The 15361-nt window shown below is 71.0% G+C and carries 12 protein-coding genes and 1 pseudogene; 7 read left to right on the top strand and 6 right to left on the bottom strand.

Going from position 1 to position 15361, the window contains the following annotated elements; genetic code table 11:
* The first annotated feature begins 43 nt into the window (after positions 1 to 43).
* Together recR and O7609_RS11010 are read left to right on the top strand one after the other, a co-directional pair.
* Positions 44 to 643 (top strand): recombination mediator RecR, encoded by a 600-nt coding sequence (recR, locus tag O7609_RS11015; RefSeq protein ID WP_219091129.1) that lies wholly within the window; start codon positions 44 to 46, stop codon positions 641 to 643.
* Positions 636 to 1358, top strand: a complete 723-nt coding sequence (locus tag O7609_RS11010) for a DUF5063 domain-containing protein (protein WP_332328059.1) — start codon at positions 636 to 638, stop codon at positions 1356 to 1358. Before recR ends, O7609_RS11010 begins: the two co-directional genes overlap by 8 nt.
* Before the next feature lie 185 nt (positions 1359 to 1543).
* Here the strand turns inward: O7609_RS11010 and O7609_RS11005 are convergent, their stop codons facing one another.
* Positions 1544 to 3379 carry a S8 family peptidase gene (locus O7609_RS11005; protein ID WP_269734753.1) on the bottom strand — a complete coding sequence of 612 codons (1836 nt, stop codon included), beginning with the start codon at positions 3377 to 3379 and terminating at the stop codon, positions 1544 to 1546.
* A 447-nt stretch (positions 3380 to 3826) separates the two neighbouring features.
* Positions 3827 to 6781 (bottom strand): helix-turn-helix transcriptional regulator, encoded by a 2955-nt coding sequence (locus O7609_RS11000; protein ID WP_269743498.1) that lies wholly within the window; start codon positions 6779 to 6781, stop codon positions 3827 to 3829.
* A gap of 204 nt (positions 6782 to 6985) precedes the next feature.
* On the opposite strand from O7609_RS11000, the gene O7609_RS10995 reads away from it, so the two are divergent.
* On the top strand, positions 6986 to 7453 hold the full coding sequence (locus O7609_RS10995) for an ATP-binding protein (RefSeq protein ID WP_269734751.1): 468 nt from the start codon (positions 6986 to 6988) through the stop codon (positions 7451 to 7453).
* 25 nt (positions 7454 to 7478) lie between these two features.
* Here the strand turns inward: O7609_RS10995 and O7609_RS10990 are convergent, their stop codons facing one another.
* Complete coding sequence (locus O7609_RS10990; RefSeq protein ID WP_269743497.1) at positions 7479 to 7847, bottom strand: nuclear transport factor 2 family protein; 369 nt, start codon at positions 7845 to 7847, stop codon at positions 7479 to 7481.
* Positions 7848 to 7992: 145 nt separating this feature from the next.
* On the opposite strand from O7609_RS10990, the gene O7609_RS10985 reads away from it, so the two are divergent.
* The 3 genes from O7609_RS10985 (at position 7993) to O7609_RS10970 (ending at position 11784) form a co-directional block, all read left to right on the top strand.
* Positions 7993 to 8724: a DUF4232 domain-containing protein gene (locus O7609_RS10985; RefSeq protein ID WP_269743496.1), complete on the top strand. Its 732-nt coding sequence runs from the start codon at positions 7993 to 7995 to the stop codon at positions 8722 to 8724.
* Positions 8725 to 8819: 95 nt separating this feature from the next.
* The gene (locus O7609_RS10980; protein ID WP_269743495.1) at positions 8820 to 10811 is read left to right on the top strand and encodes a serine/threonine-protein kinase; all 1992 of its coding nucleotides are present in this window, start codon (positions 8820 to 8822) and stop codon (positions 10809 to 10811) included.
* Positions 10812 to 11205: 394 nt separating this feature from the next.
* The gene (locus O7609_RS10970; protein WP_269734746.1) at positions 11206 to 11784 is read left to right on the top strand and encodes a GNAT family N-acetyltransferase; all 579 of its coding nucleotides are present in this window, start codon (positions 11206 to 11208) and stop codon (positions 11782 to 11784) included.
* 70 nt (positions 11785 to 11854) lie between these two features.
* Here O7609_RS10970 and O7609_RS10965 read toward each other — a convergent pair whose 3' ends face one another.
* On the bottom strand, positions 11855 to 12469 hold the full coding sequence (locus O7609_RS10965) for a hypothetical protein (RefSeq protein ID WP_269743494.1): 615 nt from the start codon (positions 12467 to 12469) through the stop codon (positions 11855 to 11857).
* A 542-nt stretch (positions 12470 to 13011) separates the two neighbouring features.
* Between O7609_RS10965 and O7609_RS10960 the strand changes: the two genes are divergently transcribed.
* Positions 13012 to 13779, top strand: coding sequence for a hypothetical protein (locus O7609_RS10960; protein ID WP_269734744.1), 768 nt, complete (start codon positions 13012 to 13014; stop codon positions 13777 to 13779).
* Between the two features lie 312 nt (positions 13780 to 14091).
* On the opposite strand, the pseudogene O7609_RS10955 reads toward O7609_RS10960, so the two are convergent.
* A pseudogene (locus tag O7609_RS10955) lies at positions 14092 to 14526 on the bottom strand (dienelactone hydrolase family protein); the annotation flags it as partial.
* A 209-nt stretch (positions 14527 to 14735) separates the two neighbouring features.
* Positions 14736 to 15350, bottom strand: coding sequence for a hypothetical protein (locus O7609_RS10950; protein WP_269743493.1), 615 nt, complete (start codon positions 15348 to 15350; stop codon positions 14736 to 14738).
* Between the last annotated feature and the right edge of the window lie 11 nt (positions 15351 to 15361).

Genomic DNA, 15361 nt, shown 5'->3' with positions numbered 1-15361 from the left:
AGGACCCCCAGGACCCCCAGAACAAGGCGCACGAGGAGCAGCGGTGTACGAGGGCGTTGTTCAGGACCTCATCGACGAGCTGGGCCGGTTGCCCGGTGTGGGGCCGAAGAGCGCCCAGCGGATCGCGTTCCACATCCTGCAGGCCGACCCCGCCGACGTGCGGAGGCTGGCCAGCGCGCTGTCCGAGGTGAAGGCGAAGGTGCGGTTCTGCGAGGTCTGCGGGAACGTGGCAGAGGAGGAGCAGTGCCGCGTCTGCCGTGATCCGCGGCGTGACCCGTCGGTCATCTGTGTGGTGGAGGAGCCCAAGGACGTCGTCGCGATCGAGCGGACGCGGGAGTTCCGGGGCCGCTACCACGTGCTGGGTGGCGCGATCAGCCCGATCGAGGGCGTCGGGCCGGATGACCTGCGGATACGGGAGCTGTTGGCGCGCCTCGCCGACGGCGCCGTCACCGAGCTGATCCTTGCCACGGATCCGAATCTGGAGGGCGAGGCCACCGCCACGTATCTGGCCCGGATGGTGTCGGCCATGGGTTTGAAGGTCACGCGGCTGGCCAGTGGTCTCCCCGTGGGGGGAGACTTGGAGTACGCCGATGAGGTCACGCTGGGGCGGGCCTTCGAGGGGAGAAGGTTGCTTGATGTCTGATACGACGCATGCTGCCACGGTCACCACGGAGGGCTCGCGCGTGGCTTCACGGCTGAGCGACGCGGCTGCCCCGGACGACTTCGCCGTTCAGATCGCCGACCAGGTCGAGAGCTTCATCCTCGCCGTCACGGAGGTGGCGAAGGGGGACGAGCCGAGCAGCGCGGTGCCGTATCTGCTGCTGGAGGTCTCCCAGCTGCTGCTGGCCGGGGGCCGCTTGGGCGCGCACGAGGACATCGTGCCGGACGAGCGGTACGAGCCGGACACGGGTCCGGAACCGGACGACGTGGACGAGCTGCGGGAGCGGCTGGCGACCCTGCTCGACCCGGTGGACGTGTACTCGGAAGTCTTCGACCCGTACGTCCCGCGCAACGCGCCCGTCACGAGCCGGATCTCGGACGACATGGCGGACGTCATCACGGATCTGCGGCACGGCATGGCGCACTACCGCGCGGGCCGGACGTCGGAGGCGCTGTGGTGGTGGCAGTTCTCGTACCTGTCGAACTGGGGCTCCACGGCCTCGGCTGCGCTGCGTGCGCTGCAGTCACTGGTGGCGCACGTCCGACTGGACACGCCGCTGGGCGAGCTGGACGGCCTGGACACCGACTCGGGCGCGGACGGCGACGACGGGGAGCTGGAGCGCGAGGCCGGGGCGGTCATGGCCGCCGAGATCGGTGTGCCGCTGGGGATGAGGCCCAGCGGCGACGGCAGCGTCTGACGGACGCGTTCCCTTCCCCGCCGTCTCCCGGAAGGCCCGTTCCCGGAAGCCTGTCAGCGGAAGCCCGCCCACCACGTACGGAACGCCGCCTCCCTCACCGGGAGGCGGCGTTCCGTACGTGGAGCAGGGCCTGCCGATGCCCCCTCGGCACCGGCAGGCCCTGTCGTGGCCTGGAGGCGTGACCGTCAGAAGGTCAGGCTCCAGGAGTCGATGTAACCCGTGTCGCCGCTGTAGACGTCGGTCACCCGGAGCTTCCAGGTGCCGTCGGCCGCGACGGACGAGGCGTTGACGGTGTACGTCGCGATGACGTTGTCGGCACCGTCGTAGTAGTCGTTGCTCTTGAGGACGGCGGAGGCGCCGTTCGGAGCGACGATCTCGACCTTCAGGTCACCGCGGTAGGTGTGCTTGATGTCGACGGCGATCTTCAGATCGGACGGGGCGTAGCCGCCGATGCCGCTGACGGCGATGGCCGAGGTGACGGAGTTTCCGGCGTCCGGGATGTTGACGTTGTCCGCGTTGGTGAACACGCCGGTGCCGGGGTCGGTCGGGTCCGTCGGGTCGGTCGGGTCCGTCGGCTCGCCGCCGATGGCGGTGAGGGTGGCGGCCGCGTCGGCGAGGCCGGCGCCGCAGCCGCCGCTGCACGAGCCGGGCAGTGTGCGGGCGTTGTTCTCGATGGCGGTCTGGACCTCGCCCGGCGTGATGCCGGCCTTGGTCTCGTACATCAGCGCGGCGAGGCCGGCGATGTGCGGGGCGGCCATGCTGGTGCCCTGGTAGGCGACGTAGTTCTCGTTGCCGATGCTGCGGGTGCCGCTGTTCAGCGTGGAGAGGATGCCGTTGGCGCTGGAGACGGCCGTCTCGCCACCGGGGGCGGCGATGTCGACGACGTTGCCGTAGTTGGAGTAGCTGGCGCGGTTGCCCTCGCGGTCGCTGGCGGCGACGGTGATGACGTTGTCGCAGCTGGCGGGGTTGTAGTTGGCCGCGTTGGCGTTGCTGTTGCCGGCCGCGACGACGACGGTGGTGCCGCGGCTGACGGCGCCGTCGATGGCGTTCTGGGTGCCCGCGTCGCAGGAGCCGCCGCCGCCGAGGCTCATGTTGATGACGTCGGCGGGGTTCGGGTTGTCCGGCACGCCCTGGACGGAGCCGCCGGAGGCCCAGATGATGGCGTCGATGATGTCGGCGGTGGTGCCGCCGCACTTGCCGAGGACGCGCACGGGCTGGATGGCCGCGTTGTGGGCGATGCCCGCGATGCCCTGGCCGTTGTCCGCGGAGGCGGCGATGGTGCCCGCGACGTGGGTGCCGTGCCAGGAGTTGTTGGTGTCACGGGCGGGGATGGGGCGGCCGAACTGGTCGGTGCCGCACTCGCCCTTGTTCATCCAGTCGCCGGGGTCGGAGGGGTCGGCGTCACGGCCGTCGCCGTCCTGCGACATGAAGGTGTCGGAGATGAAGTCGTAGCCGTCGATGACGTTCGCGGCGAGGTCGGAGTGGGCGACGTAGCCGGTGTCGATGACGGCGACGTTCACGCCCGAGCCGGTGGACCCGGAGGTCCAGGCGTTCTCGACGTTCATGCCGGCGGTGGCCTCGAAGAGGTCCCACTGCTGGTTGTACAGCGTGTCGTTGGGGTCCGCCATCGTGTACATGCGCGTCTCCGGGACGACGTACGCGACGTCCGGGTCGGCCTTGTACTCGGAGATGACGTCTTCGAGGGCGCCGTCCTTCAGCTCGCCGCCGAGGTCGACGAGCGCGGCGCCGGTGCCCAGCCGGCGTTCGAAGTCCAGGGACTTGCCGGCCTTCTTGCCCTTGGCCTTGGCGTCCTTCTTCGCCTCGGTGTTGGACTTCGCTTCGCTTGCCTGCGTCTTGTAGCCGACGATGAGGCGCTGGGCCGCGCTGTCGGCGGTCTCCTCCGCACCTGCCGCGGTGGGCTGGGCGCTGGGGGCGGCCAGGGACGTCGTCACTCCCGTGCCCAGGAGTGCGGCCGTGGCTACTGCCAGAACGGATATGCGGAGATGTCTGGAACCGTTCAAGGGGGTGCTGCCTTTCACGGGCCGGTCCCGGAAAGCGGAACCGGCGAATGGTGCGGTTCATGACAAGTCGCGCATGCTGCGTCGGCCGCCCGGTGGGGGGTGGGGTAGGGGGTTTGGGGTGGGGGGTGGCGGCCAAGGGGGTGGACGCGGGCAACGGAGGGAACGCCGGCACGAATGCGATGGGTGCGCGCACTCGTGCTCGGTGCCGGGACCGCAGGGTGCCGGTGACCCCGCCTTGGTGAACGGTGCCCGCCCGCACGCCCGCTCCCTCCGGGGTGCCCTTGCACGACACCGGTTGGCCGAGCGCGGTCGCAGCGAATCCCCCGCAGCGGGTGAACGTTCGACCAACCGGTGGCCAGGAACCTACGGACGGACAGCTTGTACGACTATCCGGATGCCGCAACCTACGGATACGCAATTAACCCCAGCGTCCGTCGGACGCCTGGTCTAGTCCTGACCTGCGCTTTCGGGGGAATCGGCGGGCTCCCGGGCCTCCGCGAGGTCCTGCCGGGACGCCGTGCCCAGCTTCCGCATCGCGCGTGCGACGTGCTGCTCCACGGTCCGGGGTGAGAGGTGCAGCGTTGTCGCGATCTCCCGGTTGGTCAACCCCGTCGCCGCGAGTTCCGCGACCTCGCGTTCGCGCGGGGAGAGTTGGTCTCCGTACGACGGGCGCCCCGGCGGGCGTCGCCCCTCGGCGGGCTGGTGCGTGCGCAGCGCGGCCCGCACCCGGGCCGCGTCCCAGGCGGCGCCGAGCTCGGCGAACCGCTGCGCCGCCGTCGTCAGCTCCGCGACGCCCTGCGCCCGCGCCTCCTGGGAGGTACGCGCCACGACACGCCGTGGGGCGGAAACTGGTGAACTGCCCCTTTCGCTCCGTGAGTTCGGCTCGCCCGTGTTGCCGTGCCCGTCCGCGTCGACGCGCTTGCCCGCGTCGTCCCCGCCCAGGTCGCTCGGGTTGCCCTCGCCTCCGCGGCCGACCGCCGCGTCCGCGGCCGAGTCCGCGTCCGCGGCCGAGTCCGCGTCCGCGGCCGAGTCCGCGTCTGCGGCCGAGGCGAGCAGGCAGCGTCCCGCGCCCTCGGCCGTCAGGGCCTGGACGTAGGGGCGGGGGAGTGCCGCGAACGCCGCCTCGGCCTCCTGGTACAGGATCGCGGCCTCGGCCGTCCGGCCCGTCGTCTCGGCGAGCACCGCGCGCGTCCAGCGCAGCGTGGCGAAGGCCACGGGGGTGTCCAGCCCGTCGAGGCCGGCCGCGAACTCCTCCGTCAAGGTGTGCGCTTCGGCCGCCTCGCCCGCGCGGGCCAGCGCCTCCACGGCCCACGGGACCAGCTCGACGGCCCACACCCACACGCCCTTCTCCGCCAGCTTCGACCACGCCGCGCGGGCCTCCTCCGCCGCCGCCGGGATGTCCTGCCGGGCCAGCGCGAGGCGGATGAGCGCGCCCGAGACCGCCGAGGCCAGCGGCGCCGCCGCGTGCTCGACGGTCGGGGCGTCCGGGCCCGACAGCCAGGACAGCGCCCGGCTCCACTCACCCTGTGCCAGGCAGAGCAGGCCCGCCACCATCCGCGCGTCCGCCGAGATGACCGGCATGTCGGAGGTCTTGCGGACGAACTCCGCGCACCGCTCGACCAGGCCGTCCCACCGCCCCGCCGTCCACTCCAGCAGCAGCCGCGTGCCCAGCCCCGTCTGCTCGGTGTAGGGGGAGCCGCTCTTCGTCGACAGCTCCAGCCCCTGTTCCAGCAGCTTCCCGGACCGTTCGTAGTGCCCCAGCCAGGCCGCCGCGTTGGCGGCGTTGCACAGCCCGCGCGCGGCATGGTGACGCCGCTTGGGATCCGGGCTGTCCATGGGCAGGGCCTCCAGCAGCTCCCACCCCTCCGGGTTGCCGTAACTCAGCGCCAGCGAGGCGCGGTTGGCGGCGACCGCCGCGCGCACGACGTCGTCGCCGCTGGCCTCCGCCGCCTCCTCGGCCTCCCGCAGCCACGCGTGGTGGACGTCGAGCGAGCTGCCCGGCCAGTACGGCATGGCCAGGGCCGACATGGCCCGCGCCGCCAGGTCCGGCCGCGCGGCGCGCAGTTCGCCCGCCGCCCGCTCCAGCTCGCCCCAGCCCTGGTGGCTCATCCCGACCTGGTTGCACAGCAGCAGCCCCAGGTCGAGCCGCATCTCACCGCGGACGGCGGCGGGCAGCCGCTCGTCCTCGACGATCTGCGCCAGCACCTCCACCGTCTGGTCCGAGCGCAGTCCCACCACCGCGCTGCTCGCCAGCACCCCCGCCAGATGCGCCCGCGTCTCCAGAGGGACGGCGGACGAGGCCAGCGTCGTCTCCAGCAGGCAGATGGCCTCCTGGTGTCGCCCCGCCCGCGCGTGTTCCCGGGCCGCCCGCTCCACCGCCCGCAGCCAGCCCCGGACCCGGCCGCTGGCCCTGCGGTGCTGCGCCAGAGCCGTCCACGGCACCGGCTGCCTGCGCTGGAGCACGTCCGCCGCCCGTCCGTGCAGCTCCTGCCGGACGGGGCCGGGCAGCGTCGTGTGGACGGCGTCCGCGGCCAGCGGTACGGGCAGGGCGTACCGGCCCTCGGCGTCCTCCGCCAGCGCGGCACCGGTGAGCGCGGCGACGAGGGCGGCACGGCCCGGCGCGGTGCCGTCGCCCCCACGGGCGGTGTCGGTGTCGTCACCGGTGTGGCCGGGGCCGCCGTCGAGCCCGGCGACTGCGAGCAGCTCCGGGCCGCTCACCGGTTCACCCAGCACCGCCGCCGCCCACACCACACGGCGGGCCCGCGACGGGAGCGCCTCCGTCCGGCCCAGCACCAGGTCCCGCAGCCGCACCGGCACGCCGACGGCGTCCACATCCGCCGCCGTGCACCGCAGCCGGGTGCTGTCCCGCAGGGCCGCCAGCATGTCCACCACGACCTGCGCCACGCCGCCGGTTCGCTCGTGCAGCCGGGCCACCGCCTCCGGTGTGCATCCCTCCCCGACCGCCTCCACGGCGGCCTGCCGCACCTGCTCAGGCGTCCACGGCGCCACCCGGTGGGGCAACACCGTCAGCTCGTCCCCGTACCGGGGCGGCGGCGCGCCGAACGGCAGCCCGGCGACGGCCAGCTCCTCGGGCCGGTACGTCACGACCGCGGCCAGCCCGGGGCGCGGGTTCTCCAGCGTGCCCCGCAGCCGGGCCAGCTCCTCGGCGCCGGCGCGGTGGACGTCGTCCACGAGCAGCAGCACCGGCCCGCCCGCCGCCACCTCGGGCGGCGGCCCGGCCGCCGCGCCGCAGCGCCAGGACACCGTCGTGACCCGGGCCGCCTCCGGCAGTTCGGCCATCCGCCGCAGCAGCCGGCTCTTGCCCGTGCCCGCGAGGCCCTCGACGAGGATGAGCGTCGGCCCGGAATCCGCCTCCGTCAGCGCCCGCCGCAGCCGACGCACCCAGAATTCCTCACCTACCGTGACCACACTGCTCCCGAGCGCTGCTCACCGGGCCTGCCGGCGTTCTTTGCGTATCCGTACTTCAGTTTGCCCTGATTGCGGGGAGAGGGGGACAGCGGACAGCGTGGTTTTCACGAGTAGTCCAGATCCCGGACCCCTGGGAGACGGCTACGGGCAAGCGGAACAAGCGCGCAGGAGAGCCGCATGATCACCGCAGAGCACGGCGCACACCACCAGCAGACCGTCACGACGACGCTCGCCGAGCCCTCCCCCACCCCGGAGCAGGCCGCGTGCACACTTCCCGTCACGCGCGCCGCGGCACCCGCTCTCCGCCACTTCGCCACGACCACCGCACGCGGCTGGAACCTGTGCGAGGAACTGCACGACGCCCTGGCCCTCGTCGTCACCGAGCTGGTCACGAACGTCATCCTGCACAGCGGCAGCGCCGACGTCAGCCTCCGCATGCGGTGCGTGCCCGCGCGCCGCGCGCTGCACGTCGAGGTCGAGGACGCGGGCCACTGGCGCCCGCACGCCGTCCCCGCCCCGGACGCCGACCAGCGCTACGCCGAGCGCGGGCGCGGCCTCGCCCTCGTCGAGGCCTGCGCCACCACCACCTCCGTCCGGCTGACTCCGGCCGGTACGACGGTGCGCGCCGAGCTGCCGCTCGGCTGAGACGGCGGCCGCCCGGCCGACCGGTTCACTCGTCCCAGGCCTGCACGGTCGTCTGCTCGGTGATGCGTCCGTCCCGCAGTGTGGCCATCGAGCTGGCGAAGACCCTCGTCCCGTCCGGGTACTCGCAGGACTCCACGTACGCGATGTGGTCGCCCTGCACCACGCATTCCTCCAGCTTGTGCGTCATGTCCCGTGAGAACACGTCCTCCAGCACGCCCCGGATCTCGTCCCGGCCGTGCCTGACCATCGGGTGGCTCGGCTGCGTGTTCCGGTCGATCATGCGGTACTCGGCGTCGTCCGCGTAGAGCTCCAGCATGGTCCTGGTGTCCCGGCCCTCGACGGCACGCCTGAGCGCGTCCGCGTCGAAGGCGGAGCCTGCTGCCGCGGTGCCCATGAGTCTCTCCTTCTTCCGTCCGTCCCCTGTCGTGATCCTGTGCCTGTCGCCCCCTGTTCCAGATTGCGCCTCCCGCGCCGGGCGGGCCAGTTCGGCGGTCGACGGCTACGAGCTGTGTGATGATCGGATGATGGTGGGGAACCCGGTGAGACGACGACGCCTGACCGCGCGACCGGCAGCACGTCGTCTCTGCGTGCCGTTGGCGGCCTGCGCGGCCCTGCTGACCGGCTGCGGCGTCGAGCCGACGGTGACGCCGTCGCCCGCGGGTGACGGCCCGCCCACCCGTGAGTACTCCGTCGAGGCGGACGAACTGCACCGCGACGGCTTTGATGCTCCGACCGGCGGTGACCGGGCGCTGCCCCCGCCTCCGCCCCCGGCCTCCGTCCCGAACCCGCTCCCCGCGGACCCGCTCCCGCTGGACCCGACGCCCTCACCCGAGCCGACCACCTGCCCCGACTCCGGCGTGCGCATCACCACCCCGTGGCCGCCCGAAGCCGCCATGGGCCTGCGCGCCATGGGCCTCACCCTCACCAACTGCGGCGACACCCCGTACACCGTCGAGGGCTACCCCGAAGCCCGCGTCCTCGACGCCGAGCGTCGGCCCGTCGACGTCCAGGTGCTCGACGGCACCGGGCGCATCGCCGGCATCGGTGGCGAGGACGGCGCGGTCCGCCGCGTCACGCTCCAGCCCGGCGAATCGGCGCAGGCCAGCGTCGTCTGGCGGAACACCGTGGAGTTCGGTGACGTCGTCCACGCCCCCCACCTCGACGTCGCCCCCGGCGCCGGGGAACCCTGGCACACCCTCACGCCCGACGGCGGCCTTGACCTCGGTACCACCGGCCGCATCGCCCTCAGCCCCTGGCACCCCGCGCCCTGACGCCGACGCCCGCACACGATGGGGCAACGCATCAGGTCCGTAACCCAATTGGTTCCCCCTTGGGCCGTCGGCCGGCCTCCGCTAGCCTGAGCCGCATGCATGGGGGACTGGAAGAAAATTCTAGTTTGAGCGGTAGCGGCGCCACGCCTCTCCAACCGGGGGACCCACGGCGCATCGGCTCGTTCCGACTGCTCGGGATGCTCGGCGCGGGCGGTATGGGCCGCGTCTACCTGGGGGACTCGGCGGGGACGTACGTCGCCGTCAAACAGGTCCTCCCGGCGCTGGCCGAGGACCAGGACTTCCTGCGCCACTTCGGGCACGAGCTCGACAACCTCGCCCGACTGCCCCACGGCGTCAGCGCGCGCCTGCTGGAGAGCGACCGGGACGCCCAGCCGCCCTGGCTCGCCACGGAGTTCGTCCCCGGCGTCACCCTCAGCGACGCCGTCCGGCGGAACGGCGACCCGCTGCCGCCCGCAAGCCTGTGGAGGCTGCTCCGGGACGCGGCGGCCGGGCTCAGCGCCGTCCATGAGGCGGGCATGGTCCACCGCGACCTCAAGCCCTCCAACGTCATGCTGACCCTCGACGGCGTGACGCTCATCGACTTCGGCGTCGCCCGCGCGGCCGACCAGAGCCGGCTGACCCGGACCGGCATGGTCATCGGCACCCCCGCCTACATGGCCCCGGAGCAGGCCGTGGCCGAGCGGGAACTCACCGGCGCGGCAGACGTGTTCGCCCTCGCCGGGCTCGTTCTCTACGCGGTGAACGGCCGGCCGCCCTTCGGCGACGGTTCCGGCCCCGACCTCTTCTACCGCGTCGTCCACGCCGAGCCCTCCCTCGGCCGCCTGCCCGAGACCGACGCCGAGCTGGCGGCCGTCGTCGAGTCCTGCCTCGCCAAGGACCCCGCGGACCGGCCCACCGCCGCCGAACTCGTCGACCTGGCGGACGAGCACGTCCCGGCGGCGACGACGGCGCTGTGGCCGCAGCCTGTCGAGGATCGGATCACGCAACGGGCCGCCTTCGCCGCGCAGCCCCCGCCCCCGGCCCCTCCCGAGCCGGAGCCGGAGCCCGAGGCCGAGCCCCGGTCCGAGTCCGTGTCCGACCCCGAACCCGAGGCGGGCGCCAAGGCAGCCCCCCGGTCGGAACCCGGGGCCGAAGCCGACCCCCAGCCCACGAGCGCACCACGCAGGCGTCGCCGGACGCTCCTCCTCACCCCCGTCGTGGTCGCCGCCGGCACGATCCTGACCGTCTCGCTCACCCCTCACCTGCTCCCGCCACGGGACGGCGACGCCGACGCCGCCGAGCCGCCGTCGGCCCTCGCGCCACCGTCCACCGAGACGCCGGCCGAGGGCTCCCCGAACCCGAACTCCCCCTCGCCCAGCCCCTCGGGCAGCCGGGAGGAGCCCACCGGCAGCCCGTCACCGGGGGCGCCCGGACCGGCCGAGGGCACGGACGGCGGCACCGGCTCGGGCGGCACCGCAGGCTCCGACGGCGGCGCCGCCGGAGGGCCGGACGGCTCGGACGGCGGCACCGGCGGCACTGGAAGCCCGGGCACGTCCGGCGGTTCCTCGGGCGGTTCCTCCGGTGGTTCGTCGGGCGGCTCCTCCGGTGGTTCGAACACGTCCGGCGGCTCCGCCACGTCCGGCGGTTCCTCCGGCGGCACCCCGGAGCCGCCGACCGCGCCGTCGGGGAGTCACCAGATCCGCAGCGCGTCGATGAACCGGTGCGTCGCCGAGTCCGACAACCCGTACGGCGGCTCCTCCGTCCAGAACGCGGCCTGCGGCTCCCAGGCGAGCAACGGCACCATCCGCTACTACCAGTGGACGTACGCCTCCGTGGGCGGCGGCACCTTCCGCCTCGTCGCCCAGAGCTCCCGCCAGTGCCTGGAGTCGGTCAGCTACGCGGGCTACTCCCTCAAGGACTGCGACGGCTCGGACGCCCAGCACTGGCGCGTCGGCACCACGTCGTCCAACGGGCACAGCCTCGTGAACGTGGCCGACGGGGCCTGCCTCACCATCAACAGCTCCTACGGGCTCCAGGGAACCGCCTGCAACCCGTCCGACCTCGACCAGTTCTGGCACAACACCTGACCGCCGACCGGGGCGGGCGGCCCGCCGGCCCACGGCAGCCGCCCCTCCCGGCCCCGATCCGGCCGGGGCCGCTGCGCTGTCACCGCGAGCGTCCCTCGCGATGATCGAGACAGCGGAGGAGGATCACGGCCATGCGGACTGAGTGCGACCTCAGTGGGGCCTACCGGCGCAAGTCGACCTAGAGCGGCGGCAGCGGCGGGAACTGCCGCGAAGTTCTGGAGCGCATCCCGGCGTCGTCGCCTTCCGTGACGCGAAGGCTCCCGCCCGTCGCCCCGTGGTCGTACGTTCGGACCGTTGGACGTCCTTCATCAAGGCCCTGAAACGCCCTTCCTGATGCGTACACCCGGTCGAGTGGGGTTACCTGGGGGTGTAGCCGGGCCCGCAGGAGGACGCCATGGGGACGACGCTCACCTCAGAGCGCTTGACGCTGCGCTCGTGGACGCTGGACGACGTCGACGCCGCGCTGGCGATCTACGGCCACGAGGACGTCGCGCGCTGGCTCAGCCCGGCGATGGACACCGTCGGTGACCGGGACGCCATGCGGCTGCTGCTCCAGCAGTGGATCGCGGAGGACTTCCGGGCCACGCCCCCCACGGGACGCTGGGCCGTGGAGCTGACGGCTGAGCGGCGGGTGATCGGCGGCGTCGTCGTGCTGCCGATGCCTCCGGAGGGGGAGGACCTGGAGTTCGGCTGGCAGCTCGTGCCCGAGGCGTGGGGGCACGGTTACGCCGCGGAGGCGGGCAACGCCATCGCGCACTGGGCGCTGAGCCAGGCGGACGTGGACGAGCTCTTCGCCGTCGTCCGCCCCAGCAACACCCGGGGGGCGGCGACGGCCAAGCGCATCGGCATGGAGTGGGTGGGGGAGACCGACAAGTACTACGGGATGCGGTTGCAGGTCTACCGTCTGCGCGCCGGCGACCTCGACCACCCGCTCCCCGGCCAGACCACCGCCACCGAGACCAGCCCGGACTAGAACCGGAGCGAGCACTTCGGGTCCCCGTCACGATGCCGCACCTCACGGCATCGCCACAGGAGACGATCTCTCAGTCCCAGGGCTGGCCGATTCTTCCTTCCAGCACGCGCCAGTTCTCGCCCGTCTGGTACTCGGTGGCATTGGACTGGCAGCGGACGAAATCCGCTTTCGGGTCTGTCGTGTCAGGAAGGACGGCTGCTTCTCCGGTGACTTCCTGAGCTCCCATGACAATCTGGTAGCCGAAGGACCTGAGGTTGGCCAGTTCCCTCCCGAAGACTTTGAGCTTGGGTGCCAGGTAGAGATTGTCCTGGCGTCGCTCAGAGGCGAGGTAGAAGGGGGCACGCGAGTGGACCCCGCCGAGCAGCCAGGAGTCGTTGACGAGAATCGACCAGTTCCTGGTGTGGAGAATCGCACCTTGATCGACGCCCGGAATGCGTTCATCGATGGTCTTGAGGTTCTCACGCAGAATGTCGTCGATTCCAGCTCCTCCGGGCTCGCCGGGCCGCCCCGACCGGAGACCGCCCGCGATGAGACCTTCGATGGCGTTCGACCGGCACGCCCGGAGCGTGCTGTCGTATACCCACCAAGCCACGTCCACCCACGGCGTCTCGAACGAGTCTCTCCCGTCGATCACAGCCGTGCCCGCGTCGTCGTACACGCCCCGCGCCTCCATGGCGGCGTCCATGAACTGTTCCCTGTTCCAACCGCGGGTCATCTTCCACCTCTCGGAAATCGGGTGCACATGTGGGAGATGGGCCAATGATGCACGGTACTCGCGGGGAGATCGTCCAGTGACCAGTTAAACCACCCCATCTGGTAGAGGTGATGGCCGGTGCGTGCAGGCCGCTGGCCCGAGCGCCCTCAGCTCTGGGGCGTGCGCAAGGCGTGCACCAAGAGTGCGCGTGCGCGGACCCACATACCTGTCGTGGACATCCCGGACACGGCTCCGCGCACCTTCACTCTCGCTGCGAAACAGGAGCCTCGCAGGTCAGGGAGAACCCTGGGGCGGCAACGGCAACGGCAACGGCAACGGCAATGGCAATGGCAACGGCAACGGGAAAAGGTTTTTTCTGACGAAGTCGCTCCTGCGTCTCTCCGTACCCACGGGGAGATCCCTCTACGCCGGAAGCAACCGGAAGGGGTGAGTATGCGGGGGGTTGGTTTGCGCTGATGCAGGCATGAGCAGCGATCCTGCTGCACGGCATCACAGAACAGAATGGAGTGACGATGTCCGTCATCAGCGCCCTGCGTAACGCGCTCAACAGTTCAGACGCGGACCAGAGGAGGCAGCAGGAACAACTCGACTTCATGCTGAACGCTGCGAAGAACAAGGGGGAGGTGTTCGATAACGAACTTCGACTTTCCTACACCGATCCCGAGTCCCAGCTCATCAAGATCGTGGGCGTCCCCACGTACTACGACCACGGATATCTGGCAAATGTACACGAAGGTGCGGACGCCGGGATCTCCAGTGCCGTCGACACCTTCTTCGCGGGAAAGGATGGGGCTGTAAAGAGTGGCATCCATTCGCTCGTCACCACGGCGGTGAACGCAATCCTCGGAAATTCTTCCATGGGGGAGCAGCTCGATGACAAGACCTTCATCGCTCTGGAGCATAACGCCATCGTCCGCGTGGACGTGAAGTTCTGGCGCTATAACTTCTCCGACAGGGGCGTGATCGGCAACACGCAGAACGTCTTCAGCTACTCTTTCGGGCGCTCTGTCGTTGATCACACGGCGATGCCGATCGATGTCCTGATCAACCTCGTCAGCCAGGAGATCGGCGACGATGCGGCGCCGGACTATCTGAGGAAAATGGAGGAGATCTACAAGATCCAGGAGCAGCTGGATCCCGTCACCGCACACAAGGGGTACCAGCACCAGAGCATTGATCGCGCCGTCGACCGGGAAGTTCTCACGCCCGAGGAGGCGGAGCAGCATCACGGGGCGGTGGAAGAGGGGAAGACGGTCCTGACGTCTTCACGTTCCGCTTGACAGCGCGTCTGCGGATGACTGCTCGACACCCAGCCATGAGCTTGTTCTCTGGCCTCGCGCTTTCATGAGGCGGGCTGTCCGGCGGTTGGTCAGGTTATGGAAAAGTGCCTCGGGCAAGCGAGCATGAGGACGTGTCGATGACGTCGAGCCCGGTGCCCCGGTGCTCGCCGGCGCGCCTCGGGTTCTCCTGGATCTCCTGCCGGCGACTCGACCACCCGCTTCCCGGCCAGACCGCCCCCGCCGAGACCAGCCCGGACCGAGAGTGCGAGGCGATCGGGTGGGGCACCGCCCGGCGCTGCCCCACCCGATTCCTCAGCGAGGGGCGAGAGTGCGGTCGAGGAGGGGCAGCAGGCGGTCCCAGTGGCGCGCCGGTGCGGCGGGGTCGAAGGCGTCGGTGTCGGCCATGGTGAAACCGTGGACGGTGCCGGGACAGATCTCGGAGGTGTGGTCGACGCCTGCGGCGTCGAGGCTCTGGTTGAGCTCTGCCAGGCGGCCCTCGGGCGTCAGGTCGGACTCGGCGTGGCCGAAGTGGGCCCGGGCGGTGACTCGGCGCAGGTTCTCGGGGCCGTCGGCGGCCACGGGGGCGTGGAACGCGGCGTCGGCGGCCACCTGGCCCGGGTGGGCCACGGCGGTGCGCACCGCCAGAAGGACTCCGACGCAGTAGCCGGTCACCGCGACCGGCCCGGCGCTGACCTCGGGCTGGGCGGTGAGGAACGCGAGGTAGGCGTCGGCGTCGCTCAGGCGCCTCGATCCGTCGTCGCTGACCGCGCGCGGCTTCGAAACCCGCTTTCCCGCACTGGCCGACGTCGCGGCCGCCCGCACCTGGGGCGGCTGGATCGGGATCACCTCGTCGTGGCTGCGGTTCGCCGGCACGATCGGTGACAACGCCCACTACGTCCATCGGCCGCAGTCGCCACGGCCTCGCTCAGGCGCTCTATCTCGGCGCGCCGGGTGCCTCAAGGACGACCGTCGCTGAACTCCACCGGCCCTTCAGGAAGGCTGTCGACTGAGCGGCACTCGAACATCTCTGTGACCAGGGTGCGCACAACGGAAGCAGTGAGCGAAGCCAGTTGAGGAACTACCTTGCCGACGTCTCTTTCGTCTGCCTCAGCTGATGATGCACCCACTTTCACGAGGATCTTTCCCTGGGCGTTTACTGAACCCGGGCATGCTACGTACATGAAGAATGCGCCATTCCTGTACGCGCCGTAGTCCTCACCCCATTCTGTTGGCTCACCTCGCTTCTGCATGTCTTCTCTGGGGTATTTGTTCCCGGCGTTGTAGATGTACTCGAGCCAGACGTCGTTGTCACCGGCCCGCAGGACGCAGGATGCGCTCGAGAAATTGTCGTCCGCCCACCCAAAGCGGCTACGGGTATGCTCTTCTTCGGTGAACTTCTCCCCCTCTCGGGGGAAGAAATCTCTGAACTGTTCTCCCTTCAAGGTGCCATTGCATACGCTGTCAGGAATGCTGACCTTCTCTGGTGTCGATGCTTGATAAACGCCGAGCGTAATACCCAGTGCGAGGACTGCGGTGAATGCCGCGATGACCGCCGAGCGTTTCCCTCGCATGATCTTCCTTC

The organism is Streptomyces sp. WMMC1477 (assembly GCF_027460245.1).
Lineage (GTDB): Bacteria > Actinomycetota > Actinomycetes > Streptomycetales > Streptomycetaceae > Streptomyces.
Note: the sequence above shows the minus strand (reverse complement) of the source record. Positions and strands in the feature narration are given on the sequence as shown.